The 25691-nt window shown below is 71.5% G+C and carries 25 protein-coding genes; 15 read left to right on the top strand and 10 right to left on the bottom strand.

Annotated features, from left to right (window positions below):
* The first annotated feature begins 289 nt into the window (after positions 1–289).
* Positions 290–940 (top strand): hypothetical protein, encoded by a 651-nt coding sequence (locus tag IH26_RS0130475; RefSeq protein WP_063763770.1) that lies wholly within the window; start codon positions 290–292, stop codon positions 938–940.
* A 4-nt stretch (positions 941–944) separates the two neighbouring features.
* Here the strand turns inward: IH26_RS0130475 and IH26_RS0130470 are convergent, their stop codons facing one another.
* A complete protein-coding gene (locus IH26_RS0130470) occupies positions 945–1385 on the bottom strand; it encodes a hypothetical protein (RefSeq protein WP_030439703.1) in 441 nt (146 codons plus the stop codon).
* Positions 1386–1426: 41 nt separating this feature from the next.
* A complete protein-coding gene (locus IH26_RS54185; protein ID WP_034216300.1) occupies positions 1427–2371 on the bottom strand; it encodes an SURF1 family cytochrome oxidase biogenesis protein in 945 nt (314 codons plus the stop codon).
* Positions 2372–2491: 120 nt separating this feature from the next.
* On the opposite strand from IH26_RS54185, the gene IH26_RS0130460 reads away from it, so the two are divergent.
* Together IH26_RS0130460 and IH26_RS0130455 are read left to right on the top strand one after the other, a co-directional pair.
* Positions 2492–4267 carry a cobyrinic acid a,c-diamide synthase CobB gene (locus tag IH26_RS0130460; RefSeq protein WP_030439701.1) on the top strand — a complete coding sequence of 592 codons (1776 nt, stop codon included), beginning with the start codon at positions 2492–2494 and terminating at the stop codon, positions 4265–4267.
* A gap of 269 nt (positions 4268–4536) precedes the next feature.
* A complete protein-coding gene (locus tag IH26_RS0130455; protein ID WP_030439700.1) occupies positions 4537–5157 on the top strand; it encodes a TIGR03086 family metal-binding protein in 621 nt (206 codons plus the stop codon).
* A 635-nt stretch (positions 5158–5792) separates the two neighbouring features.
* On the opposite strand, the gene IH26_RS0130450 is transcribed toward IH26_RS0130455, so the two are convergent.
* Positions 5793–7922 carry a transglycosylase domain-containing protein gene (locus IH26_RS0130450; protein ID WP_051808757.1) on the bottom strand — a complete coding sequence of 710 codons (2130 nt, stop codon included), beginning with the start codon at positions 7920–7922 and terminating at the stop codon, positions 5793–5795.
* An 85-nt stretch (positions 7923–8007) separates the two neighbouring features.
* On the opposite strand from IH26_RS0130450, the gene cobC reads away from it, so the two are divergent.
* The 3 genes from cobC to cobA are packed head-to-tail and all read left to right on the top strand — an operon-like array spanning position 8008 to position 11290.
* Positions 8008–9060, top strand: a complete 1053-nt coding sequence (cobC, locus tag IH26_RS0130445) for an Rv2231c family histidinol phosphate aminotransferase CobC (protein WP_157437461.1) — start codon at positions 8008–8010, stop codon at positions 9058–9060.
* The gene (gene cobT, locus IH26_RS0130440) at positions 9057–10109 is read left to right on the top strand and encodes a nicotinate-nucleotide--dimethylbenzimidazole phosphoribosyltransferase (protein WP_030439697.1); all 1053 of its coding nucleotides are present in this window, start codon (positions 9057–9059) and stop codon (positions 10107–10109) included. The genes cobC and cobT overlap by 4 nt, the downstream gene beginning before the upstream one ends.
* On the top strand, positions 10106–11290 hold the full coding sequence (gene cobA / locus IH26_RS0130435; RefSeq protein WP_030439696.1) for a uroporphyrinogen-III C-methyltransferase: 1185 nt from the start codon (positions 10106–10108) through the stop codon (positions 11288–11290). The genes cobT and cobA overlap by 4 nt, the downstream gene beginning before the upstream one ends.
* Here cobA and IH26_RS0130430 read toward each other — a convergent pair.
* Positions 11285–12694, bottom strand: coding sequence for an alpha,alpha-trehalose-phosphate synthase (UDP-forming) (locus tag IH26_RS0130430; RefSeq protein WP_030439695.1), 1410 nt, complete (start codon positions 12692–12694; stop codon positions 11285–11287). The genes cobA and IH26_RS0130430 overlap by 6 nt on opposite strands.
* Positions 12695–12781: 87 nt before the next feature.
* On the opposite strand from IH26_RS0130430, the gene IH26_RS54180 reads away from it, so the two are divergent.
* The 5 genes from IH26_RS54180 (at position 12782) to IH26_RS0130405 (ending at position 16896) form a co-directional block, all read left to right on the top strand.
* Positions 12782–13330, top strand: a complete 549-nt coding sequence (locus IH26_RS54180; RefSeq protein WP_157437460.1) for a hypothetical protein — start codon at positions 12782–12784, stop codon at positions 13328–13330.
* A 114-nt stretch (positions 13331–13444) separates the two neighbouring features.
* Complete coding sequence (gene ettA / locus IH26_RS0130420) at positions 13445–15121, top strand: energy-dependent translational throttle protein EttA (protein ID WP_030439694.1); 1677 nt, start codon at positions 13445–13447, stop codon at positions 15119–15121.
* Entirely contained in the window at positions 15114–15521 is a 408-nt protein-coding gene (locus tag IH26_RS0130415; RefSeq protein WP_030439693.1) for an acyl-CoA thioesterase, read from the top strand. Before ettA ends, IH26_RS0130415 begins: the two co-directional genes overlap by 8 nt.
* Positions 15518–16177 carry a DUF8185 domain-containing protein gene (locus IH26_RS0130410; protein WP_030439692.1) on the top strand — a complete coding sequence of 220 codons (660 nt, stop codon included), beginning with the start codon at positions 15518–15520 and terminating at the stop codon, positions 16175–16177. Before IH26_RS0130415 ends, IH26_RS0130410 begins: the two co-directional genes overlap by 4 nt.
* Positions 16178–16308: 131 nt before the next feature.
* On the top strand, positions 16309–16896 hold the full coding sequence (locus IH26_RS0130405) for a type III secretion system chaperone family protein (protein WP_030439691.1): 588 nt from the start codon (positions 16309–16311) through the stop codon (positions 16894–16896).
* A gap of 141 nt (positions 16897–17037) precedes the next feature.
* Here the strand turns inward: IH26_RS0130405 and IH26_RS0130400 are convergent, their stop codons facing one another.
* The 4 genes from IH26_RS0130400 to IH26_RS0130385 all read right to left on the bottom strand — a co-directional run bounded on the left by IH26_RS0130400 (position 17038) and on the right by IH26_RS0130385 (position 21511).
* Positions 17038–18291, bottom strand: a complete 1254-nt coding sequence (locus IH26_RS0130400) for a hypothetical protein (RefSeq protein ID WP_030439690.1) — start codon at positions 18289–18291, stop codon at positions 17038–17040.
* A 73-nt stretch (positions 18292–18364) separates the two neighbouring features.
* Positions 18365–18748 carry a globin gene (locus IH26_RS0130395; RefSeq protein WP_030439689.1) on the bottom strand — a complete coding sequence of 128 codons (384 nt, stop codon included), beginning with the start codon at positions 18746–18748 and terminating at the stop codon, positions 18365–18367.
* 20 nt (positions 18749–18768) lie between these two features.
* Entirely contained in the window at positions 18769–20238 is a 1470-nt protein-coding gene (locus tag IH26_RS0130390; protein WP_030439688.1) for an MFS transporter, read from the bottom strand.
* Between the two features lie 202 nt (positions 20239–20440).
* The gene (locus IH26_RS0130385) at positions 20441–21511 is read right to left on the bottom strand and encodes a mechanosensitive ion channel family protein (RefSeq protein WP_051808752.1); all 1071 of its coding nucleotides are present in this window, start codon (positions 21509–21511) and stop codon (positions 20441–20443) included.
* A 190-nt stretch (positions 21512–21701) separates the two neighbouring features.
* Between IH26_RS0130385 and IH26_RS0130380 the strand changes: the two genes are divergently transcribed.
* Positions 21702–22250: an HNH endonuclease gene (locus IH26_RS0130380; RefSeq protein WP_030439686.1), complete on the top strand. Its 549-nt coding sequence runs from the start codon at positions 21702–21704 to the stop codon at positions 22248–22250.
* Positions 22251–22286: 36 nt separating this feature from the next.
* Here the strand turns inward: IH26_RS0130380 and IH26_RS0130375 are convergent, their stop codons facing one another.
* Entirely contained in the window at positions 22287–23069 is a 783-nt protein-coding gene (locus tag IH26_RS0130375) for a class F sortase (protein WP_051808751.1), read from the bottom strand.
* 43 nt (positions 23070–23112) lie between these two features.
* On the bottom strand, positions 23113–23601 hold the full coding sequence (locus IH26_RS0130370; protein ID WP_051808749.1) for a hypothetical protein: 489 nt from the start codon (positions 23599–23601) through the stop codon (positions 23113–23115).
* Positions 23602–23873: 272 nt separating this feature from the next.
* Between IH26_RS0130370 and ctaJ the strand changes: the two genes are divergently transcribed.
* The 3 genes from ctaJ to IH26_RS0130355 all read left to right on the top strand — a co-directional run bounded on the left by ctaJ (position 23874) and on the right by IH26_RS0130355 (position 25691).
* Complete coding sequence (ctaJ, locus tag IH26_RS0130365) at positions 23874–24140, top strand: aa3-type cytochrome oxidase subunit CtaJ (protein WP_245665642.1); 267 nt, start codon at positions 23874–23876, stop codon at positions 24138–24140.
* Positions 24141–24177: 37 nt separating this feature from the next.
* The gene (locus tag IH26_RS0130360) at positions 24178–24594 is read left to right on the top strand and encodes a DUF5130 family protein (protein ID WP_030439682.1); all 417 of its coding nucleotides are present in this window, start codon (positions 24178–24180) and stop codon (positions 24592–24594) included.
* A 515-nt stretch (positions 24595–25109) separates the two neighbouring features.
* Positions 25110–25691, top strand: a complete 582-nt coding sequence (locus IH26_RS0130355; RefSeq protein ID WP_245665673.1) for a Uma2 family endonuclease — start codon at positions 25110–25112, stop codon at positions 25689–25691.

The following is a 25691-nucleotide window of genomic DNA, read 5'->3' as shown; positions in this document are numbered from 1 at the left end:
TGGTTGCGGAAGGATGGTCACGTTCTTGGCACCGGCGTTCTCGGGTCATCCTTCGGCGCCTGCCCGGCATCGACGGGCGCGAGGGGTCCCACCGGCTGGACCTGCGCTACCCCGTCAACGCGTTGCGTACATCCGGCCGGATGCCGACGAGGCTCAGTGGGAGGCCGGGGCGCCACGCCACGCCGTGGATGGTTACCCCGCGTCGCGGCCCAGCCTGTACGACACGGACTGGTCGCCACGCCGGCGCCGGAAACGACGGCCGAGCCGCACGGCGTCGCTCCTGCTCGCGATGAGTGCTCTCGCGGCCGTGATCGGGGGAGTGGTCGCCGTCAGCGGCGCCGGCCACCCGACCGCGGCGTCCGTCACGACCGACGCCGCTGCTGAGCCGATCTCCGGCGTACACGTCCTGGCCGCGCCGGTCGCACCGCTGAAAACACCCGCGGCGGCCGCCCCGTCGTCGAAGGCCACCCGGCCGCCGAGCTCGTCGCCGACACCCTCCCGGCCGCCGCGACCGGTGACGGGCCTCAGCCAGGCGCAGATGAACAACGCCGCGGTGATCGTGCGGGTCGCCCAGGATCGTGGTCTTCCCCGCCGGGCGATGCTGGTGGCCATGATGACCGGGCTGCAGGAGTCCAGCCTGCGCAACCTGGCCAACCCGACCGTCCCGGCCTCGCTCGACCGGCCGAACGAGGGAAGCAGCGCGAATTTCGACTCGCTCGGCATCTTCCAGCAGCGTCCGAGCCAGGGCTGGGGAACCGTGGCGCAGCTGATGGATCCGCACTATGCCGCGGACGCCTTCTACCAGCGGCTGCTCAAGGTCACGGACTGGGAGACCAAGAGTCTCGGCGACGCGGCGCAGGCCGTGCAGCGGTCGGGGGTGCCGGACGCCTACGACAAGCACGAGGAGCGAGCGACCCAGATCGTCGCCGCGCTGGTGTGACTTGCTAGAGGGCGGCCAGCGTACGGACGTAATTGACCTGCTGGTTGATCGCCGTCACCGCACCCTGATCGGTGACCGGGATGCGGGCCACGTACTGCAGTGAGCCGTTGGTCACCGTCACCTGCACCGTTCCCTGCATCACCGTCTCCTTGACCAGCAGGAACAGCAGGCTGAAGACGGTCAGCACGCAGAACCCGGCGATCGCCACGATGATCGCCCACCGCGGGATGCGCTGCTGGCTGAACCAGTAGTCGTTGACCTGCCAGTGCGACCCGGCCAGCGGCAGGCTGCCGGTCGGCGTGAGCACCGTCGTCGAGGTGACCGAGATCTCCGCGATCTGCACGATGACTGGCCCGGGATCCGGCGCCATCGCCGGGGCGGGCAGGTAGCCGCCGGGTGGGGTCGCGGGCGGAACGTCCCAGGGGTCGCTCGGCGCGGAGGTCATGCCGAGACCCTAGTCGTGCCGGGTGACTGTCGCGAGCCTGCCTACTCGGAGGATTCGGTGGCGCCGGCGGCCTGGCGGGCGGCCTCGCGCTTGCGGTCGGCCTCCTCCACCCGGTCGACCGGCGCGCGCATCGCGGCCAGCCGGGCGGCCTCGCGCCGGCGGTCCGCCTCCGCCACCCGGTCCTTCAGCTTCACCCTGGGCTTCGGCGCCGGCTGGTCCTCACCGGCCGGGCGGGTGTCGCCCTGCGCCTCCTTGCGCGCCTGCCAGACGAAGGTGAACAGCGCCATGCAGGCGAACAACCACCACTGGACGGCATACCCACCGTTCTGCCAGGAGTCCTCGTGGTCGATCGGGATCTTGGTGAAGGCTTGATCGTTTGCCGGGGTCTGGGACGTGAGCAGCAGATATGCGCCGTACACCGGATACGGCATTTCGTGCGCCAAGCGAGGCACCGAGATCCGCCGGGTGTCCAGCCGGCCGTCCCGATGCTCGATCGGGGTGGGTCGGCTTTCCGACAGGTGGATCTGCCCCACGACGGTGACATCGCCGCTCGGAGCAGCGGGAACGACCGGCGGGGCGGCGGCGCCCGCGGCCGGCGTCGGCACCCAGCCCCGATCGACCAGCAGCGCCGTCCCGTCGGCGAGCACGAGCGGGGTGATGATCTCGTAGCCGACGTCGCCGTTTACCGTGCGAGCGCGGGCCTGGATCTCCTTGGACGGGTCGTAGCGCCCGCTGGCGGTGACCTTTGTCCAGGCCACGCCCTTGCCGGGGTCGGCGCCGGCCGTACCGGCGCCACTCGGGGTGGCGACCACCGAGGCCAGCGGGACGGCTGGGGTCGAGTCAGCGGCGTCGATGCGGTGGTTGATCGCGCTGCGTTCCTGGTACCGGTGCAGCTGCCAATTGCCGAGCATGACCATGACCACGGCGGCGGCGACGGTCAGCGCGGCGGCGCCGAGCCAGCGCGGCGTCAGCAGGAACCGGTACACGCCCCGAGGCTACCCGTCCACCGGGCGGAGGACAGCGAGGCCAGGTACTGTCCCTGACCGGCAGTACTACTTCGGCACGGCTGCCTGGGGAAACGCCGAAGGGTTCTGGGGGGAACACAGATGAGCGCCCTGCCTCGCCTGGTCGTGAGCGCGCCGTCATCGGGGCACGGCAAGACCGCGATCGCCGTCGGTCTGCTCGCCGCCTGCGTGGCGCGCGGCGTCCCGGCGGCGGGCTTCAAGGTCGGACCGGACCACACCGACGCCGCGTACCTGGGTCTCGCGGCCGGCCGGGCGGGCCGCAACCTCGACCCGCGGCTGGTGGGCGCGCAGCGCATCGCCCCACTCTTCGCCCACGGCGCGTCGGGCGCCCAGCTCTCGGTGATCGAGGGCGCGATGGGCCTGTTCGACTCGCTGACCGGCCAGCCCGAGATCGACGGTACGGCCGCGGTCGCCGCCAGCCTGCGCGCGCCGGTCGTGCTGGTGGTCGACGTGGCGGCGATGGGTCACTCGCTGGCCGCGCTGGTGCACGGCTTCCGGATGTTCGACGAGATGGTCCACCTGGGCGGCGTGATCCTGAACCGGGTCGCCTCGCCCCGCCACGAGCAGATGCTGCGGACCGCGCTCGACGACATCGGCATGCCGGTGCTGGGCGCGCTGCGCCGCGGCGACCTGCCGAACGTGTTGCCGGCCCGCTCGCACGGCCCGGTGCCGGTCGCGCACCGTACGGTCGAGGCGAGCCGGGCGGTCCGCAGATTGGGCGAGGCGGTGCTGGGCGGGCTCGACCTCGACCGGCTGATGGCGCTGGCCACCGCCGCGCCGTCGCTGCCGGGCCCGATCTGGACACCGGGCGACGCGGTCGGTGGCGAGGTGTTCGACCAGCGTCCGATCGTCGCGCTGGCGGGCGGGCCGGGCGCGCCCTACACGTACGTGGAGACGGCGGAGCTGCTCACCGCGGCCGGCGCCGACGTCGCGGTGGTCGATCCGCTGCGCGACGAGTCGCTCCCGGCCGGAACGCGCGCGCTGGTCGTGGGTGCGGGCCTTCCCGAGGGGTACGCCGAGGAACTCTCCGCCAACCGGCGGCTGTGCAACGCGGTCGCCACCTTCGCGCACGACGGCTGGCCGGTCGTGGCCGAGGGTGTCGCCCTGCCCTGGCTGGGCCGCGACTTCGACGGCCGGCCGATGTGCGCGGTGCTGGACGCGTCGGCGGTGACCGGCGACCAGACGGTGGCCGGCTACCGCGAGGCGACCGCGCCGACGGCGTCCTACCTGGCCCCGGCCGGCGCCCGGATCACCGGCTACAAGCAGCACCGGGCGGTCGTCACGCCCCGGGCCGGCGCGGTGCCGGCCTGGACCTGGTCGGGCGGCAACCCGGAGGGCTTCGTCTGGCGGCAGGTGCACGCCTCCCAGCTCGGGCTGCACTGGGCGGCCGCGCCGGAGATCGCCAAGCGGGTGGTGACGGCGGCGATCGCCGGGCCGGTCCCGATGGCGCAGCCGTCCCCGATCCCGCTGCCCGTCCCGTTGCCGGTGGCCGGCCCGGGCGTGCGGCACGACGAGCCGCCGACCGTTTCGATGCCGGCTTCGGCGCTGATGGCGCAGTCGGCGTCGCCCGCCCAGCTGTCCTCGCCGGCCAGCGCGCACGACCAAGCCGTGCCGTTCGGGCACCCGGCCTCCGCGGTGCCGCACGAGCTCGCGGGCGGGTTCCTGCCGCCCGCGTCGGCGGTGCCGCACGAGCTCGCGGGCCCGTTCGTGCCGCCGGCCTCGGCGGTGCCGCACGATCATCCGGGTCCCTTCCCACCGGTCGTCGCGGGGGCGTCGCCGGAGCGGCCGGGGCAGTACGCGCACCCCCGCCCGCCCGTGCCCGACTTGTCCGACACGGCGGATATCACCGCCCCCTGATCGGCCGTAACGACCGGCGCGTGATGGCCGCGACGACCGGCGCGTGGCGGCCGCAACGAACGGCGCGCGTGGTGGTCTGAACGGCCGGTGGGTGGTGGCCCGATGGACCGGTGCGGGCCGGCCCGGGGAGGTCGGCGCCGTGCGTCCCGATCACTGGAAAATCTTGGACGGAAACCCGCTCAGCCGCGAAAACGCCCTTCCTTGAACACGAAAGTGTCGTACCCCACCCGTAACGTGGGGTTAACACCGACGACCGAAGGAGGAGGACCGTGGCCGATCGTGTGCCGCTGGATTTCGACCCGCCGGTTCGTAAGTTGCGAGCGCTGCTGCTCGGTGTCGACAACGCCGAGCTGACCCTTCCCACCCCCTGTCCGGAGTGGACCGTCGCCGTCCTCCTCGATCATGTAATGGTCCAGTCGCAGGCGTTCGCCCAGGCCGCCCGCAAGCGCACCGACGCCCCCGGCACCGCCGAGCCGCCACCCGCGCCCTCCGCGCAGCACCTCTCCCGCCACTGGCGCAGCCGCCTGCCCGTCCTGCTGGAGGAGCTGGCCACCGCCTGGAAAGATCCCGCCGCCTGGACGGGCACGTCCACGATCGCCGGCGTCACCATGCCGGCCACCGCCCACGGCATCCTCGCGATGAACGAGCTGATCATGCACAGCTGGGACCTCGCCAAGGCCACCGGCCAGGAGTATTTCGCCGACCCGCGCACCCTGGAGGTATTGATCGAGTTCCTCGCCCAGGGCCCGTCCAAGGGCACACCCGGCATGTTCGCCCCGGCCGTCCCCACCGACGACGAGGCCACCCTGCTAGACCAGGCCCTCGCCCTGGCCGGCCGCGACCCGGCCTGGCGCCCACCCCGCCGCCGCCGCCCAGCCCCAGCCGCGTAGCCCACCGCCGCCGCCCGGCAGGTGACGCCGCCCGTCAGGTGACGCCGCCCGTCAGGTGACGCCGCCCGCAGGCCGCGCGGCGGGTAGCGCCGCTCGGCAGGTGGTGTCGCTCGCAGGCGGGCCGCGGCGGGTGGCGCCGCTCGGCAGGTGGTGTCGCTCGCAGGCGGGCCGCGCGGCGGGTGGCGCCGCTCCGCAGGTGGTGCCGTTCATAGGCGGGGCGGCCCCCGGACAGCGGCGGCGCCCCCGGACAGCGGCGGCGCCCCCGGACAGCGGCGGCGCCCCCGGACAGCGGCGGCGCCCTCAGCGGCGGCGCCCTCAAGCGACGGCACCCAGAAAGCGCGCCCCGAAAGCGGCGGCGCCCCAAACCGGTGCCCCAGTGGGTGGCGACTGCCCGGAAATTGGCGGCGCCCCGGACCGGGTTGCCCGTGGACTGGGCGGCCCGTGGACTGGGCGGCCCGTGGACTGGGCGGCCCGTGGACTGGGCGGCCCGTGGACTGGGCGGCCCGTGGACTGGGCGGCCCGTGGACCGGGTTGCCCGTGGACCGGGTTGCCCGTGGACCGGGTTGCCCGTGGACCGGGTTGCCCGTGGACCGGGTTGCCCGCGGACCGGGCGGCCCGCGGACCGGGGCGCCGCCTCAGTTGCCGTCGTCCGGGTCGGTGCCGTTGCGGTCGCCGTGCCAGGCGATTTGTTTGGAGGGGGGCGTGAACTTCAGCTTGGGCTGGCCCTTGAGCGCGTCGTTCAACGTCTGGGCGAACGTGTACTTCGACATCGTCGAGCGGCCGCCGCCGACGAAGTCGTTCGGGTCGTCCGGGTCGGCGACGAACGCCGCCCCGGCCAGCTGGGGCGTGAAGCCGCAGAACCACGCCGTCCGGTTGTTGTCCGTCGTGCCGCTCTTGCCCGCGACCGGCCGGTGCAGGGTCGCGTAGACCATCGGCGACGTCGACCAACCCCCGCAGCTGCCCCTCGCCGACCCGTACCCGGTCGGGCACCGCGCCGCGTCCGTCGCCGCCCGGGCCACGTCGACGCTGAACACCCGGTGGCAGCGCGGGCCGGCGACCAGCTGGCCGCGGTACTTGGCCTTGGAGCCGTCGGGGTTGAGGATCGCCCGCACCGGCAACGGCTCGCAGTAGTTTCCCTCGGCCGCCAGCGTCGCGAAGACGTTCGCCAGCTCCAGCGGCGTCGCGTCGCTGACCCCGAGCGTGAACGCCCCCCACCCGCCAGCGTGCTCGGGCGACGCCAGCGTCCGGTCGACGTCGGTGCGCCAGGTCAGGCCGAGCCGCTTGGCCATCGCCACCGCCTTGTCCGCGCCGACCCTCTCCTCCAGCTGCACGAAGTACGTGTTCACCGACTTGCCGAACCCGCTCCACATGGTCTGCCGCCCGGTGTCCGACTTGCTGGAGTTCTTCGGGCACCAGTGGTGGCCGCAGGAAGCCGGCCCGCGCGCGACGATGTACTTCGACACGTACTGCTCGGGGGCGTAGATCGACGTGTCCAGCGGGAGGCCCGAGTCGAGCGCGGCCAGCATCGTGAAGATCTTGAAAGTGGAGCCAGCCTGGTAGCCGGCCATCGTGCCGCCGCCGAGCAGCGCGTTCACGGTGTTCGGGTAGTTGCGGTCCTTCGGGTTGGGTTCGAGGGAGTACGTCCGGTTGACCGCCATGCTGAGGACCCGGCCGGTGTTGGGCTCGATGATGACCTGCCCGTGCGCGTACCGGCTGCGCTTCTTCTCCTTGTCCAGGACGTGGCTCATCGCGGATGCCTGGATCCTCGGATCGAGGGAGGTCACGATCCGGTAGCCGCCGCGCCGCAGGTTCTCCAGCCGTTCGTCCGGCGTCCGCCCGAACGCCGGCTCCTGCTGCCACCAGGACTTCAGGTAGTCGCAGAAGTAGCCCCAGTCGTTGTGTTTCTGCGGGATCGAGATGCAGTCGTTCGGCGGGGTGGTCAGCCGGAGCTGGATCTTGGCGGTCTTGGACGAGGCGGCCTGGGCCGGCGTGATCGTGTGCATCTTGGCCATCTGGTCGATGACATAGTTGCGCCGATCGGTCGCCGCCTTCTGGTCGCCGACCGCGGGATCGTACGCCGAGGGCGCCTTCACCAGGCCCGCCAGCAGGGCCGCCTCGTTCAGGTTGAGCTGCTTCGGCGTCTTGGAGAAGAAGATCTGCGAGGCCGCGTAGATCCCGTACGCCTGATGCCCGAAGTACGCCGAGTTCAGGTACCGCTCGAGGATCTCCTGCTTCGACAGCTTCTTCTCGAGCTCGATCGCGAGCCGCATCTCCCGCAGTTTCCGCTGCGTGGTCTGTTCGGTCGCCTCCAGCGCGTCCTGCGGCGTCTTCGCGCTGTCCCGCAGCGCCATCCGCACGTACTGCATGGTCAGCGTGGACGCCCCCTGGGAGACCCCGCCGGCCTGCCGGTTCGCCACGAAGGCCCGGGCCACGCCCTTCGCGTCGACGCCGTGGTGCTCGTAGAAGCGGGCGTCCTCGGACGCGACGATCGCCTCGGTGATGTACGGCGACATGTCCTCGATCGAGACCTGCTTGCGGTACTCCTCGTAGAACGTCGTGAGCAGCGTCTTGCCGTCGCGGGCGTACACGTAGCTGGTCTGGGCCGTCGGGACCTCGGTGAGTTCCTCGGGCATGGCCGCGAGGGCCTTGGAGCCGGCCTTGACGCCGATGCCGGCGAGGGCGGCGAGCGGGTAGGCGAGGCCGGCGATCACGAGTCCCGCGATCAGGCCGGCCCGGACGAGCGGAGCGATCTTTCCGGCTGCCACACCTCGACGCTAGGAACAAAAAGGCTCATGTACTCCCGAAACGGCCGAAGTGAGACGGGGAAAAACGTCCGGCATGCTGGTGGTCATGACGATCGACCTTGGGCATCACGGCGACACGGAGGTGGGCGCCGGGCTGATCGACCTGGCGGTGAACGTGCGGCACGAGCCGATGCCCGGGTGGCTGGCCGATCCGATCAAGGAGTCGTTGACCCAGCTCAGGGCGTACCCAAACGATCGCGAAGCTACCGCCGCGGTGGCCCGCCGGCACCGCCGGGAGATCGACGAGGTGCTGCTCACCGCCGGTGCTGCCCAGGCCTTCGTGCTGCTCGCCCAGGCGCTGCGGGGTGCGCGGCGCCCGGTCGTGGTGCACCCGCAGTTCACCGAGCCGGAGGCGGCGCTGCGCAACGCCGGCCACGAGGTCGGCCGGGTGCTGCTGCACGCGGAGGACGGCTTCCGGCTCGACGCGCGGCTGGTCCCGGAGGAGGCCGATCTGGTCTTCGTGGGCAACCCGACCAACCCCACCTCGGTGCTGCACCCGGCCGCCGCGATCGCCGAGCTGGCCCGGCCGGGTCGCGTGCTGGTGGTCGACGAGGCCTTCGCGGACACCACGTTCCGTGACGGCGTCGACGGCGAGCCCGAGTCGCTCGCCGAACGGAGCGATCTCGAGGGGCTGGTCGTGCTGCGCAGCCTCACCAAGACCTGGGGGCTGGCCGGCCTGCGCATCGGCTACCTGCTGGCCGCCCCGGAGCTGCGCGAGCGGCTGGCCGCGGCCCAGCCGCTCTGGGCCGTCTCGACGCCGGCGCTCGCCGCCGCGACCGCCTGCGCGTCACCCACCGCGATCGCCGCCGAGCGCGAGATCGCGGCGCGCGTCGCGGCCGAGCGGGACCACCTGCTCCGGCGACTCGCGCACGTGCCGAACCTCACGGTCGCCGGCACACCGGCGAGCGCCTTCGTGACCGTACGCCTGCCCTCGGCCGACAAAATTAGGCTCGAGCTGCGGGAACGCGGCTACGCGGTGCGCCGCGGCGACACCTTTCCGGGGCTGGGCCCCGATTGGCTGCGGATCGCGGTGCGCGACACTGCGATCACCGACGCTTTCGTGGCGACCCTGACCGATGTGATCGAGGAGCGACTGTGACCCTGGAGACGACCGTGGCGGCGATCCGGCCCGCCGATGAGCAGGCCATGGCCGCCGCCCGCGAGCTGCAGGCCCGGCTGACCAAGCCGGCCGGCTCGCTCGGCGACCTGGAACCGCTGTCGGTTCGCCTGGCCGGGCTGGCCGGCGCCTGCCCGCCGCCGCTGCCCGAGCCGGCCGCGGTCGCGGTGTTCGCCGGCGACCACGGCGTGCACGCCCAGGGCGTCAGCCCGTGGCCGCAGGAGGTCACCGCCCAGATGGTGGCGAACTTCCTGGCCGGGGGAGCGGTGGTGAACGCCTTCGCCCGCCAGGTCGGCGCCACGGTGAAGGTGGTCGACGTCGGCGTGGCCGTCCCGTCCAGCAAAAACGACAATCTTCTCGAAGAGAACGTACGCCGCGGCACCCGGGACATGACCGTCGAGCCGGCCCTGACCCGCGAGGAGGCCCGCGCGGCCGTCGAGGTCGGCATCCGGGTGGCCGAGCGGCTCGTCGCCGACGGCGCGAAGTGCCTGCTCACCGGCGACATGGGCATCGCCAACACGACCCCGGCCGCCGCGCTGATCGCCGTCTTCACCGGCAGTGGTTCGGCGGCGGTCACCGGCCGCGGCACCGGCATCGACGACGAGATGCACGCCCACAAGGTCGACGTCATCGCCGCCGCGCTGGCCAAGCACTCGCCCGACCCGGCCGACCCGCTCGGCGTCCTCGCCGCGGTCGGCGGTCTCGAGCACGCCGCGCTGGCCGGTTTCATCCTCGGCGCCGCCGCGCAGCGGGTGCCGGTGATCGTCGACGGCGTGATCGCCGCGTCCGGCGCGCTGGCCGCCGCCGCGTTCGCCCCCGACGCGGTCGCCGCGATGGTCGCCGGGCACCGCTCGGCCGAGCCGGGCGCCACCGTCGCGCTCGCCCACCTCGGCCTCACCCCCCTGCTCGACCTGGGCATGCGGCTCGGCGAGGGCAGCGGCGCGGTGCTCGCGCTGCCGGTCGTCGCCGCCGCGGTCCGGGTGCTGCACGATGTCGCCACGTTCGACTCGGCGGGAGTGTCGGAGAAATGAGCCTTTATCCGTTGGCGCTGCGGCTGACCGGCCGGCGGGTGCTGGTGGTCGGCGGCGGCACGGTGGCGACCCGGCGGGTGCCGGCGCTGATCGCGGCGGGCGCGCGGATCGAGATCGTGGCGCCCGAGCTCACCCCGGCGCTGCGGGGGCACGTCGACGCCGGCCGCGCCACCTGGCAGGCCCGCCGGTTCGAGCCCGCCGACGTCGCGGGCGCCTGGCTGGTGCAGGTGGCGATCGACGACCCGGTCGCCGCCGCCCAGGTCAGCGCCGCGGCAGAAGAGCAAAAGATTTTCTGCGTACGGGCGGACGACCGCGAAGCGGCTACCGCCTGGACACCCGCCGTCACCCGGCACGGGCAGGTCACCGTGGCGGTCACCGACGGCGGCGACCGGCGGCGAGCCATGGCCGTACGGGATCTGGTTGCCAATGCTCTGGAGAGTGACCCGATCGCCTCGCCGGAGTACAAGGGGGTTGCCCTCGTGGGTGCCGGGCCGGGAGATCCCGAGTTGATCACGGTGAAGGGTCGTCGGCTGCTGGCCGCGGCCGACGTGGTGGTGGCCGACCGGCTGGTCCCCGGGCTGCTGCTGGGTGACCTGCGGCCGGATGTCGAGTTCGTGGACGCCGCCAAGATCCCCTACGGCCCCGCCAAGGCCCAGGAGGAGATCAACCGGATCCTGGTCGAGCGGGCGCTCGAGGGCAGGTTCGTGGTCCGGCTCAAGGGTGGCGACCCGTACGTCTTCGGCCGCGGCGGCGAGGAGGCCCTGGCCTGCGCCGCGGCCGGCGTCCCGGTGCTGGTCGTGCCCGGCGTGACCAGCTCGATCGCCGCCCCCGCGCTGGCCGGCATCCCGGTCACCCACCGCGGCGTCGCGCACGAGTTCACCGTGGTCTCCGGCCACGTCCCGCCGGACAGCGAGCAGTCGCTGGTCGACTGGCCGGCGCTGGGCCGGCTGCGCGGCACGATCGTGGTGATGATGGGCCTGAAGAACCTGCCGGCCATCGCGGCCCGGCTGATCGCCGAGGGCCGCCCGGCGCAGACCCCGGTCGCCGTCGTGCAGGAGGGCTCGACCGCCCACCAGCGCTCGCTGCGCAGCACGCTGGGCGCGGTGGCGGCGGAGGTCGCCGAGGCCGGCCTGCGCCCGCCCGCCACCGTCGTGATCGGGGACGTCGTCGGAGTGCTATGACTCCTTCGACGCGCCGGAGGCGGCGGCCAGCTCGTCGAGGAAGGACCGCGCCCACTCGGCCACGTCGTGGGTGCGCAGGTGCCGCTGCATCACCCGCATCCGGCGGCGGAGCTCGGCCGGCTCGGCCGCCACGGCCCGCAGCAGCGCGTCCTTCACGCCGTCCGGGTCGTGCGGGTTGCACAGGAAGGCCTGCCGCAGCTCCGTGGCCGCGCCGGCGAACTCGCTGAGCACCAGCGCGCCGCCGGTGTCCGCGCGGCAGGAGACGTACTCCTTGGCCACCAGGTTCATGCCGTCGCGCAGCGGGGTCACCATCATGACGTCGGCCGCCACGTACATCGCCGCCAGCTCCTGCTTGCTGTACGACTGGTGCAGGTAGTGCACGGCGGGCACGCCGACCCGGCCGAACTCGCCGTTGATCCGCCCGACCTCGCGCTCGACCTTGACCCGGAGCGCCTGGTAGTGCTCGACCCGCTCGCGGCTCGGGGTGGCCACCTGCACCATTACCGCGTCGCCGACCTTGAGCTTGCCGTCGGCGAGCAGCTCGCGGAACGCCTTCAGCCGCAGCTCGATGCCCTTGGTGTAATCGAGCCGGTCGACGCCGAGGATGACCGTATGCGGGTCGCCCAGCTCGGCGCGGATCTGCTTGGCCCGGGCCTGCACCTGCGGGTCGGCGGCCATCCGCTCCATCTCGCGGGTGTCGATGCTGATCGGGAACGCGCCCGCCTTCACCTTGCGCCCGTCGACCTGGATCGACTGGCCCTCGTAGCGCAGCCCGAGCAGGTGCCGGGCCAGCCGGACGAAATTCTGCGCGGCCAGCCGCTGCTGGAACCCGACCAGGTCGGCGCCGAGCAGGCCGCGCAGCACCTCGGCCCGGAACGGCATCTGCATGAACAGCTCGATCGGCGGGAACGGGATGTGCAGGAAGAACCCGATCTTCAGATCCGGCCGGAGGTCGCGCAGCATGGCGGGGACCAGCTGAAGCTGGTAATCCTGCACCCAGACGGTGGCACCCTCGTCGGCCACCTCGGCCGCGGCCTGGGCGAAGCGCTGGTTGACCACCCGGTACGCCTCGCGCCAGCGCCGCTTGTAGACCGGCGTCTCGACGGCGTCGTGGTAGAGCGGCCAGATCGTCGCGTTGGACTGGCCCTCGTAGTAGCGCTCCAACTCCTCGGCGCTCAGCGGCACCGGGTGGATGTTGATGCCCTCCAGCTCGAACGGCTCCGGCGCCTCGCCGGTCCCGCCGGCCCAGCCTATCCAGGTGCCGCCGTGCTGGGTGAGCACCGGATGCAGCGCGGTGACCAGGCCACCCGGGCTCGTGCGCCACTGTCGCTCCCCGTCCGGGGTGGTGACCTCATCGACGGGCAGACGGTTGGCGACAACGACGAAGGAACTTCGTTCGGCCACGCTGAGTGCACCTCCGGGTCGTTTCTGTTCCCACCCCGAGCCTACTGTGCGTGGACCAAGGTGGCTGGCGGGTGCCATCCTGGGCGCGTGACACCGTCCGACGATCTTTCCCCGCCTCGGCGTCCGCTCTTCTTCCCTGTGGTCATTGCCACCGTTTTTCTCACGATCATCGCGGGGACCGTGGGGTTCATGCTCGGCGAGCGGCACCGGAACGACAACTCCGAGCCTCAGCGGACGACCACGTCGCCGGTGTCCGGGCAGTCGTCGGAGCCGTCGGCGGCGCCCTCCGGGCCGGCCTGCCCGGACGAGGCGATCGAGTTCGCGGCCGACAACCAGCTGCCGACCGACCTGACCCAGGTCTTCAAGGTCATCACGACGGCCGGCACCACGGTGTGGATCTGCCAGGACCCCGACGGCGCGCTCTACTACCAGTCGAAGCGGGGCGGGGTCGACGCGCCGCTGGAGCAGGGCAAGAACGCGCTGTTCCTGGCCGGGGTGTCCCGGGTCGGCACCGATGACTACCAGGTCACCGCCACCGTGGACGGGAACAGGTTCGAGGTGACCCGTAAGCGCCTCGTCGTGGTGTTCGCCAGCGGCAAGCCCAACCTGGTGGAGGCGGTCAAAACGGTCGAGTGAGGGAATCCGTACGCCTCCGAAGGGGTTGTGTTCGGTGGCCGGCAGCCGACCTGGAAAGATGCTTTCGGCAAGTCATCCGGCACGAAAATCACGATCACGGAGGTAGGGCGCACCGTGGCCCAGTTCATCTACGTCCTGGAGAAGGCGCGCAAGGCGCACGGCGACAAGGTCGTGCTCGACAACGTGACGCTGAACTTCCTGCCGGGCGCCAAGATCGGCGTCGTCGGCCCGAACGGCGCCGGTAAGTCCACCCTGCTCAAGGTGATGGCCGGCCTCGAGACGCTGAGCAACGGCGAGGCCCGGCTGATGCCCGGCTACACCGTCGGCATGCTCGCGCAGGAGCCGCCGCTCAACGAGGAGAAGACCGTTCTCGGCAACATCGAGGAGGCGGTGGCCGAGACCAAGGCCAAGCTCGAGCAGTTCAACAAGATCGCCGAGCAGATGGCGACGGACTACTCCGACGAGCTGATGGAGGAGATGGGCAAGCTCCAGGAGCAGCTCGACAACGTCAACGCCTGGGATCTCGACTCGCAGCTCGAGCTGGCGATGGACGCGCTGCGGTGCCCGCCGCCGGACGCCGACGTCACCCAGCTCTCCGGTGGGGAACGACGCCGGGTCGCGCTCTGCAAGCTGCTGCTCGAGGCGCCCGACCTGCTGCTGCTCGACGAGCCCACCAACCACCTCGACGCGGAGAGCGTGAGCTGGCTGGAGCAGCACCTGGCCAAGTACGCGGGCACCGTCATCGCCATCACCCACGACCGGTACTTCCTGGACAACGTGGCCAACTGGATCCTCGAGCTGGACCGCGGCCGGACGTACCCGTACGAGGGCAACTACTCGACGTACCTGGACAAGAAGGCGCAGCGCCTCGCGGTCGAGGGCCGCAAGGACGCCAAGCTCAAGCGGCGCCTCACCGAGGAACTCGAGTGGGTGCGGTCCAACGCCAAGGCCCGCCAGACCAAGAGCAAGGCCCGCCTCGACCGGTACGAGGAGATGGCCAGCGAGGCCGAGAAGACCCGCAAGCTCGACTTCGAGGAGATCCAGATCCCGCCGGGCCCGCGCCTGGGCAACACGGTGATCGAGGCGAAGGACCTGACCAAGGGCTTCGACGGGCGCACGCTCATCGAGCACCTGTCGTTCTCGCTGCCGCGCAACGGCATCGTCGGCATCATCGGCCCGAACGGCGTGGGCAAGACCACACTGTTCAAGACCATCGTCGGGCTGGAGACGCCGGACGAGGGCTCGGTACGGGTCGGTGAGACGGTCAAGCTGTCGTACGTGGACCAGAACCGCTCCGGTCTCAACGGCGACCAGACGGTGTGGGAGGTCGTCTCGGACGGGCTCGACCACCTGATGGTCGGCAAGGTCGAGATGCCGTCCCGGGCGTACGTGGCGGCCTTCGGCTTCAAGGGCCCCGACCAGCAGAAACCGGTCAAGGTCCTCTCCGGCGGCGAGCGCAACCGGCTCAACCTCGCGCTGACGCTGAAGATCGGCGGCAACGTGATCCTGCTCGACGAGCCGACCAACGACCTGGACGTGGAGACGCTCTCCAGCCTGGAGAACGCGCTGCTCGAGTTCCCCGGCTGCGCCGTGGTCATCTCCCACGACCGGATGTTCCTCGACCGGGTCGCCACCCACATGCTCGCGTGGGAGGGCACCGACGAGGATCCGGACAAGTGGTTCTGGTTCGAGGGCAACTTCGAGGCGTACGAGAAGAACAAGATCGACCGCCTCGGCGCGGAGGCCGCCCGGCCGCACCGGGTCACCTACCGCAAGCTCACCCGTGACTGACCGCTTTGTCGTCGATGTGCCCGTGCGCTGGTCCGACATGGACGCGTACGGGCACGTCAACAACGCGCGCTTCCTCACGATCTACGAGGAGGCGCGCGTCGCGCTGTTCTTCCAGGGCGCTCGCGAGCACGGCCTCGGCTCGTTCGAGGAGGGGATCGTGATCGCCCGGCACGAGATCGACTACCTGCGCCCGGTCGATTACGGCGATCCCGTGCGCGTCGAGATGTGGATCTCCGAGCAGCGGGCCGCGTCCTTCACCGTCGCCTATGAGCTCTTCGACGACGGCGAGCTGGCCAGCCGGGCCAGATCGGTCTGCGTGCCGTACAACCTCACGAACGGCCATCCGCGCCGGCTCACCCCGGAAGAGCGCGAGTTCCTGCGTCCCTACCTGGCCACATGAGTTCGCATGGCCTCACCGGCGTGCCCGACGCCGGCGCCTTCCTCGCCCGGCTGACCCGGCTCGACCCCGGTGCGCCGGTCCGCCTGCGGGCCTCCGGCGGGCGCACCGCGCTGTGGGCGCACCTGCCGTGGGACGTGCTGGTCACCCGGGAGGTGGCCGGTCGCGGCCCGGACGACGCCACGGTCTCGGCCGCCGAGTTGCTCGCGGTGCTGGCCGAGGGCGGCGACCGGCTGCCCTCGCTGCGGGACGCGCAGTGGCGCTGGCCGCTGCCGCCGCCCGCGAGCGAGACGGTGGAGACGGTCTCGGCGGCCGAGTTGACCCGGCTGGCCGCCGCGGCGGCCGGCACGCTGCGGGAGGTGTCGACGGGCGGGCTCGCCGGGCGCGCGGTCGGCCAGCGGGCGGTACGCGATGCGCTCCTCGATCACGTGGCGCTGGTCGTCACGCCGGCCGGCGGCGGCCCCGTCGAGGTGTCCCAAAGACTCGTTCAGGCGGTCTCCCGAATGGGTTTTCTCGGCCCGCGGGGCGCCGAAGTGCCGGACACCCGGGTTAGAGTGGCCGGTCGGTGGGTGGGTCTTTCGGCACCATATGGAGTCGCGTGGCTACAGGCCGTCAGCAAATTGACCGTAATGCCTATAGGTGGTCACCCGAAAGGGTGATGCCGCATCGTATGTCCGGTCGCGCCCTCCCGTTGGGGGGATGACCTCCGCGACCTGTACGGGTACCGTCGGCCCTCGGGTCCACTCGCTACGTCCGGCGGTGGGTCTGCTGGGGAGTGAGGTGCGCAACGATGCCGTGGTGGTCATGGCGTCCGGGTTCGGCCGCGGGTAACCCGCCGGATGCCGACGGCGATTCTTCGGTGCGAAGCACCGTGCGGGTCGGGGTTCCGGCACAGCGAGAGCCGAGCCGGGTGGTGGGAGCGCCGCCGGCCGAGGCGACCAAGACCGAGGAGAGCGAGCAGATCTCGCAGGTGACGCTCGCGCGCATCGGCAAGGCGCTCGACCTGCTCGACATCCGGTTCCTGGCGGATGGTGGCGGCAGCCTGCTGGCGATGTGGGAGCGGCACGCCGTGCTGTTCACCCTCGAGGGGCCCGACGACGAGATCCTGGTGATGCGGGCCCGGCCGCATTCGACGGTGCCGCCGGACTGGGCCGACCGGGCCTACCGGGTGGTCAACGAGTGGAACCACACGCGCCGCTTCTGCAAGGCGTATGTGGGGGACCCGACCGAGCGCGGCCAGCTGCCGATCTACGCGGAACTGCAGGTCCCCCTCGCCGCCGGAGCGCACGACGCCCTCATCGTGGAGATGCTCGACTGCGGCGCAGCGGTGGCCACGTCTTTCGTCGATTGGCTCCACGACGAGGGCGCTCTGCTGTAATACCGGCGTCGCCTCCGGCGCCCCGGGCGATCGCCCCTTTGGGGCTCTCCTCATCAGCGGGGCGATCGCGGGCCGTTCCCTGATACCGCGCCCGCAGCAATCGCGGGGGCGGGTCAGCTCACAACCGGGGGGCGAGTCAGCTCACAACGGGAACATGCCGATCCGGCCGTGATATTCGTGGCCCAGTTCGTCGGTGTCCGAGCCGACGAAGAGGCCGTGCGGGGTCACCACGAAGGCGCGTACGCCGACGCCGCGGGCTCGGGTGGGGTTCCAGGAGAGGGCGCGGCCGGTGGTGGGGCTGACCGCGCCGATGCCCGGCCGGGAGACCGCGCCCGGGCCGGGGCCCTTGGCGTCCGTGCCGTACGGGTTGTCGAAGTAGCGCTGGTGGCCGCCCAGGTAGACGGCCGCGCCGGTGACCGCCACGGCGTACAGCGAATCGCCGCCGGTGCGCTGCACCCAGGTCGGGTTGTGCCGGCCCGACCCGGCGGTCTCGAAGCGCGCCGCCGAGTCGCAGAGCCGGTCCGGCGCGGAGGCTCGCCCGGTCGCCGCCACCACGAAGTACGACCCGTCCGGCGAGAACTTGACCTGCCGCAGGTAGGTGTCGAAGCCCTTCATGCACTCCGGCTTGTACGCGTCGGTGTACCAGCCGGTCAGCGCCGCGGTCGGGCCGGAGATGTCGAACATCGCGATCTGCGCCCGGTCGTAGCCGCCGGACTTGAGCAGCGCCCCGATCGCGACCAGCTTGCTGCCGTCGGGGGAGATGTCGAAGTGCTCGACCCGGGTGCGGCTCAGCCCGGGAGCGGTCAGCCGGGCGTCGAAGCCGCCGTCGACCGCGCCCGTGGCGGCGTTCATCCGGGCGAGGGCGGCCCGGTTCACCCCGTTGATCGCCGAGAAGGTGCCCCCGGCGTACAGGAAATTGCCCTCGGCCTGCAGCGCCCGGACGTCGCCCCAATTGATCTTCGCGCTGAAGGAGGAGACCCGCTGGCCGGTCAGGGACAGCCGGGCGAGGCCGCGCTGGGACGAGCCATCCACGGTCTTGAAGGCGCCCCCGGCGTACACCGTGTCGCCGGCGCCGGCGGCCAGCGCGTAGACCGCGCCGTCCACATCCGGGGCGAACGGCCGGATCGCGCCGGTGTTCAGGTCGAACGCGAAGATGTTCTTCCGGGCGTACGTGGTCTTCCGGCTGCTGTCGGCGACCTTGGTGAACGCGCCGCCGACCACCATCGTGTCGCCGACGGCGGCCATGGTCCAGACCGTGCCGTCCAGCACGTGCGGGGTCCAGTCGACCGGGTGGACCGAGACGATCGTGGCCTGCGCCAGATCGGCATCGGCCGGCTGGGCGCAGGCGACGGCGGCTGCGACGAGTAAGGCGGCGGCGAGCAGGCGACGGCGCATGCGGGCGACTCCAGGCGGAATGATCGACAAACTGTCACCCGCACCAACGAGCCACGCACGGTGTCGGAAACGATTACTCCATGCTGTTGACCATGAAGTAGGCCGCTTTCTCCAGGTAATCCCACAATGTCGTGCGGTACGGCTCGGGCAGGTCCAGCGAATCGACCGCGTCGCGCATGTGACTGAGCCACGCGTCCCGGGCGACCGGGTCGACCTTGAACGGCGCGTGCCGCATGCGCAGCCGCGGGTGCCCCCTGGTCGCCGAATACGTGTTCGGGCCGCCCCAGTACTGCATCAGGAACAGGGTCAGCCGCTCGGCGGCCGGGCCCAGGTCCTCCTCGGGATACATCGGGCGCAGCAGCGGGTCGGCGGCGACGCCGGAGTAGAACCGGTCGACGAGCTTCCGGAAGGTGGGCTCGCCGCCGATCGCGTCGTAGAAGCTGACCTCGTCCGTCACCCTTCCATCCTGCCAGGCGGTCAGGGCGCCTCGGGTGTGACGCTCGTCGTGGCGGCGTGATGCGGCTGGTACGTCGAGAGCTTGGTCGCGGCCGTTGTCTCGCCCGGCGTGGTCGCCGCGTGGTGCGGCACGTACGAGCCGATCGGGGACTGCGCCTCGACCGGCGGCGCCGGCGCGGGCACCGCCGGCGGCATGGTGGCCGTGGCGTACGCGATCGCCTCGTCGAACTCCTCCTTGGCCGGCCACCGGCTCACCAGCACCGCCAGCACGCCGGTCGCCACGATGCTGCACAGCCCGACCACCAGCGGCAGCCGGTAGCTGTTGGCGAACAGCCCGCCGATCATGACGCCGGCGAACTGGCTCAGCTGCAGCCCGGTCTGCACCACGCCGTACGCCCGGGCGCGGTAGCCGTGCGGGATCATCAGCACGAACTTGCCGTTCAGCGTCGGCGACAGCCCGCCCACCGCCGCTCCGGAGAGGGCGGTGAGCACGGCCACCACGGCCGGCGGCGGGTTGAGGATCGTGGGCACCAGGGCCACCCCGGCCAGCACCGCGAACGGGCGGATCAGCCGGTCGCGGCCGGCCGGGCCGACCAGCCGGGTGGTGAGCAGCCCACCGAGCACGAAGCCGATCGGCGCGGCCGCCATGATCAGGCCTTGGTCGAGCCCGCGCGTGGTCGCGTCGGTGGTGCCGAGCGCGGCCCAGGCCGCGGCCAGGCCCTCGGGCAGCACCACGACCATCGAGGCCAGGCAGACCAGGACCATGATCGAGCGCAGCACCCGGCTGCCGAAGACCAGCCGGAAGCCCTCCGCGGACTCCTTCAGCAGGTGCTTGCGCTGCGCCTCGCTGCGGGCCGCCGGGCGGGGCCGGATGCCGAGCGCGACGAACGCGGCGGAGAGGAGGAAGCTGAGCACGTCCACGCCGAGCGCCACCCGCGGGCTGATCGCGGTGGCGATGGTGGCACCGACCAGATAGCCGAAGACCTGGGAGGCCTGGGTGGTGGTCTGGTTGATGGCGATCGCGGTGGGCAGCTTCTCCCGGCCGACCAGGTGGGGGAGCAGCGCCGAGCGGGCCGACTGGGTGGGCGGGGCGCCGAGGCTGGCCAGGAAGACCAGCACCACCATCACCCAGATCGGCAGGTGCGGCACGAGCAGCAGGGCGATCGGCACGGTCCGGAACAGGTCACAGGCGATCAACACCCGGCGGTACGGGTACCGCTCGGCCAGCGCGGACAGCAGCGTCCCGCCGATGATCCAGGGGAGGAAGCTGACCCCGAACGCGGCCGCGGACAGCAGCACCGAATCGCTCTGCTGGTAGACCAGCAGCGTCACGGCCGCCTTGGCCAGGTAGTCGCCGACCCAGTTGACCAACAGCGACGCGTAGATGGCGCGATATTCGGGGATGGCGAGGACGTCCCGGAAGGTAACGATGCCGTTGCTTTCCGTAACTGCCTTGGCCGCAGGGGCCGTCCGGGCGGGTTCCTCGGACACCAGTCCTCCATCGATCTCGGCGCTCGCCGGGTCGCGACGATCGGCCGGGCACGCCCGCATGTGAGTCGGCGGGAACGTGATGCCGCATGTGCAGATGCTCTAGCGGATTCTGCCCGATCGTCCGAGTCGATGCTAGGGCGTACGAGCGGATTGTCGGCCTTTCGGTGGAGGCCGGACATCCCCCGTTAGAACTAATCCCAGCTCAGTTGGCACTACCCGGCTCCGGATCCGGTTCGGAAGGTTGGATAAAAACCGGAGGCACCGCCGAGCGCGGCGCCAATCGAGAGGCGGCGATGCGTTCGGAGAGTCCCGCCAGGTCCAGCGCCTCGGTCAGCGCGCGACGCAACTCCCGCTGAAGGACCGGCTGGCCCTCCGCGGTGGTCTTCGCGATGGTCCGGATGACCGCGCCGTCCACCGTCAGCTGCTCGACGCCGACGACGTCGGGCGGCTCGATGAACTCGTTCTGGTGGTCCGGCGACCCGGCGACCGTCTCGGCGGCGGCCCGGAGCACGCCCATCGCCTCCTCCGAGTTGATGAAGCCGATCGGGATGTCGATCACGACGAGCGCCCAGCCCTGGCTCTTGTTCCCGACCCGGACGATCTCGCCGTTGCGGATGTACCAGAGCACGCCGCGCATGTCCCGGATCGTGGTGATCCGCAGGCCGACCGTCTCGACGACGCCGATCGCCTCGCCCAGGTCGACCGTGTCGCCGACCCCGTACTGGTCCTCCAGCAGCATGAACAGGCCGGCGATCAGGTCCTTCACCAGGCTCTGCGCGCCGAAGCCGAGGGCCACGCCGACAATGCCGGCGCTGGCCAGCAGCGGCCCGAGGTTGAAGCCGAGCTCGCCGAAGATCAGCAGCGCCGCCATCGTGAAGACCACGGCCGTCACGAAGCTGCGCAGCACCGAGCCGATCGCCTCGGCCCGCTGGCGCCGGCGCTCCGGGATGTACTGACCCTCCTCGGCCGTCTTCGCCGTCCGCTCCTTCAGGGGCTTGAGCAGGGCCGGCATCGAGGCCCGGGTGGTGCTGTTGGTCAGCCGCTTGATCGAGCGGTGCAGCAGCCAGCGGATCAGCAGCGCGGCCAGGACGATCGCGATGATCCGCAGCGGCTTCGTGATGATCCAGTAGCTGGAGTTGGCCAGCCATCGGTTGCCCGTCCACTCGAAGACCCGGCTGCACACCACGTCGGTCTTGCAGACGGCCGTGGTGTCGATAGTGGTGAACACGCTGGGCGTCGACGAGGGCGTCGGCGACGGGTCGAGAAGTAACACGGGGAGCCACCGTACCGGGCGAACCTGGAGTCGTCTTTCAGGTGTCACACAGCTCGCAGACCTCAGACGTTTACCGTCGGGCTACGGATTGCGCTCGCAATTTGGTCATTCATCAGGGACTATTGGCGCACGGACCACGGACACCGACGCACCGGGAGCGGTTGGCAGCACCTACCGGAGGGTGATCACGATGCCTGACATACGACCCACAGTGGGCTCATCCGCGTTAGTTCTGAACGCCACGTACGAGCCGCTGTGCGTCGTATCTGTGCGTCGAGCGACCATCCTCGTGCTGACCGCCAAGGCCGAGTGCGTCACCGACGGCGATGGCATCCTGCACAGCGCCCACCAGTTGCTCCCGGTCCCGTCGGTGGTGCGCCTGACCCGGTACGTGAAGGTGCCGTACCGCACCCATGTCGGCCTCTCCCGCCGCGCGATCTTCGCCCGGGACGGCGGCCGCTGCGCCTACTGCCGCGGGTCGGCCGAGACCATCGACCACGTGTTCCCGCGCAGCCGGGGCGGGCTGCACGCCTGGGAGAACGTGGTGGCCGCCTGCGCCAAGTGCAACCACAGCAAAGGCGACAAGACGCCGGCCGAGCTCGGGTGGCGGCTGCACGCGATACCGCAAGCGCCACGAGGAGTGGCCTGGCGGGTGCTCGGGCACCGCACGCCAGACCCCCGTTGGGCCGACTGGCTCGACCTCCCGGCCGCCGCGGCAGCACCTGCCGAGGCGGCCTGATTTTTGGGCTGGGGGGCCTGGGGGTCACGGGGGCGGTTATTTGGTGCTGACCAGGGAGGCGAAGACGACGATGTTGTCTTGGTAGCCGGTGGTGCCGCCTATCCAGTTGCCGCCGCAGGTCATCAGGCGTAGGGACGGGCGGCTGTAGTCGCCGTAGACGCGGGCGATCGGGAGCTTGCCCTTGTTGAAGTGCTCGACCGAGTTCACCTCGAAGACCGCCACCGAGTTGTCCGCCCGCTGCACCTCCACCTTCTGGCCGGGCTTCAGCTGGTTGAGGTGGTAAAAGACCGACGGGCCGGTCTTCGTGTCGGCGTGGCCGACGATCAGCGCCGGCCCGTACTGGCCCGGCGTCGGGCCGCCCTCGAACCAGCCGGCCTCGTCGTGCCGGCGCAGCGGCGGCACCCCGACCGAGCCGTCCGAGGCCAGCCCCACGTCGAGGATCGGCGCCTCCACCTTGATCGACGGGATGGTAAGCCGCTCCGGCCGGCTCGGGTCGAGCACCGGGAACGACTTGGGCGGCGGCTCGTCCGCCGACTTGTGCTCGAACATGCCGGTCAGGTCGATGTTGGTCGCCGCGCCGATCCCCATCGCCAGCACGAACAGTCCCAGGAAGAGCAGGGCGAGCACGATCAGCCCGAGCGGCCACGGCCGCCGGCCGCGGGTGGGGCGCGGCGGCTCCTTGGGCCGCGGCCGGGGGTGCGGGGCCCGAAAGGGGTGACGACCCGGCACGGCGGGCGGGGGCGGCAACGGCCCGGTGATGGTGCCGGGCGGCGGGGCGACGATCTCGGCGGGCCGCTTGCGCACCACGGACTCGGGCATGCGGGGACCGGTCAACGGCGTCGGTCGGCGAGCCACGGCGGCCTCAGCCGATGCGCCGGCGTCGCAGGGAGACGATGCCGAGGGCCAGACCCGCCCCGAAGATCGCAAGGCCGGTGCCGATCAGCATCGGCGCGTACCGCCCGGGTGCCATGCCGCCCCCGCCGGTGGCCGGGCCCTGGGCGGGCTGCACCTTGGCGACCACGTGCAGGGTGGCCGAGGCGCTCTTGTTGTCCGGGCAGTGCAGGTCGACCTTGTAGTCGCCGGGCTTGGTGCCGGTCGGGATGGTCACGGTGGCGGTCAGCAGGCCGTACTCCGGATTCACCGCGACCACGCCGAACAGCCCCGAGGAGACCGACGCCGCTTTGAGGTTGTCGTCACACGAGGCGCGCAGCCCGACCTGGTCACCGGCCGGGACCGTGCTCGGGTTGATCTCCAGGTAGATCGCCGCGGCGCGGGCCGGCGCGGGGCCGAGGAACAGGACGAACAGGCCCACGAGGAGCGCCGCCAGGGCGGCGGGGACAGACAGGCGCATGAGATCCCCCTCCTGCCGTCCGTGGGCACGAGGGCACGAACGGCGCGTGAGGGTGATTTTCGCATCTCCAAGCGACTTCCGCGTAGATCCCGACCGCGGGATACCCATCCAACCGCCCCGCCCGCCACCCCTGACCGGACTGAAGGCCGTCTTGGAGACCCGACCGTCCCCCGAGTCCAGCTCTCCGCTACCGTGACTGTTGTTCGGATCAACTGGAAACACTGCGCCTGGGGGCGTTGAGGTTGTCGATTTCAAACACCGTATTGGTCTACGTGGGCATCCCGGCCGCCATCATCATCCTGGTGGCGTCGCTCGTGTTCGCGGGCAGCGACCGCACCCGGCGGACCAAGCGCTATCGTCCGGGCCGGCCGTACGATTTCCAGCCGATCTGGTTCCTGGCCTCGCCCGAGCAGGTCACCGGCGTGCCCGCGGCCGCCGCCGGCCATCACCAGCGAGAGATCGCGGCGCCGGTCCTCGAGGACAGCACCGGCCACCGGGTTCTCCCCGGCCCTGTAGGAGGCGCAAGTGACAGCTGGTGAACTGGGGCACGCTGCCGAGACCGCGCACGAGCAGCCGCTGACCGCCATCGACCACCCGGGCGCCGACACCCCCGCGGCTGAGCCCGACGCCGTCGCCGACGGTCCCTTCTCGACCCGTCAGCTGCTCCGGTTGGACGAGGCGCTGCGCTCCGCCGACCGGCAGACCGGCCTGACCTTCAGCGTCTACATCGGCGAGCTGGACGCGCCGACCCGCGAGTCCGCCGAGAAGCTGCACAAGCAGATCGACGACGCCGACCACGCGGTGCTGATCGCCGTCTCGCCGAACCAGCGCAAGCTGGAGATCGTCACCGGGAACGAGGCCCGCAAGCGCATCTCCGACCGGGACGCGAAGCTGGCCGGCCTGTCGATGGCGGCCGCGTTCGCGGGTGGCGACCTGGCGGGGGGCGTCCTCTCCGGGATTGACCAGTTGGCGTCCCACGCTGGTAGGCACTAGGGGTTGGAAAGAGGGGGCACCTGGATTGGCCGTCCCGTGCGGCTGAGCTGGCTGGCGTCGCCTCCGGCGCCGCGGGCGATCGCCCCTTTTGGGCTGATGACGAGAGGCCGGTTTTCACCACCGCAAACCCCGCGGCGGCGAAAACCGGCCTCTCGTCATCAGCGGGGCGATCGCGGGCTGTTCTCGGATACGGGGCACCCCGGGAGGCCTGGGGGTTGATTGCGGGCTGTTCTCGGATACGGGGCACCCCGGAGGCCTGGGGGTTGATTGCGGGCTGTTCTCGGATACGGGGCACCCCGGGAGGCCTGGGGGTTGATTGCGGGCTGTTCTCGGATACGGGGCACCCCGGGAGGCCTGGGGGTCGCGGGCCGTTCTTGGGGATGTGGTCACCGGAAATGAGGGGGTCGAATACGTACTCACGTTTTGGCATGTGTGAAATCTCCGGGAAACCGGGCGGTAACGACGCGGCGTGAGTAGGCTGGCAACTCGCGGTGATGGAGGTGGTTCGCTTGGTGATGACTAGTCAGGTGGCCAGCAGCCCGCCCCGGTGGAGCGCACCCGAGGGCCGGTGGACCGAGCCCGATCTTCACCTGTTCCCGCCCGACGGCCATCGGTACGAGATCGTCGACGGCTGCCTGCATGCGGCGCCCCCGCCGCCGGAGTCGCACGAGGCCGTGGTCCGCGCCGTCGTGACCACGCTGCGCTCGGCGGCGCCGCCCGGCTGGTGGGTCTGCGACCGGCTGGGGATCGCCATAAACCAGGGGACCAGCGGCGAGAGCAATCTGGTGCCCGACGTCACCGTGCTGCGACCGCGTTCCTCCGGCGCGATCTGGAGTGACCCCGCCGACGTGGCGCTGGTCGTCGAGGTGGAGACCGCGGCGACCCGCCGCTACGACCGCATCCTCAAGCCCTCGCTGTACGCGGAGGCCGGCATCCACGCCTTCTGGCGGGTCGAGGCCGGCCGGTACACGCCGCTGCTGCGTACCTACATCCTGAGCGGCTCGCGCTATCGGTCCGAGCACAGCATCGAGGGCGCCGAGCCGGTCAAGCTCGACGCCCCCTATCCGCTGCGGATCGCCCCGGCAGCCTGGCTGTAA

The sequence above is a fragment of the Actinoplanes subtropicus genome, assembly GCF_000721705.1.
GTDB classification, from domain to species: domain Bacteria; phylum Actinomycetota; class Actinomycetes; order Mycobacteriales; family Micromonosporaceae; genus Actinoplanes; species Actinoplanes subtropicus.
This window is presented reverse-complemented; position numbering and strand designations above follow the sequence as displayed.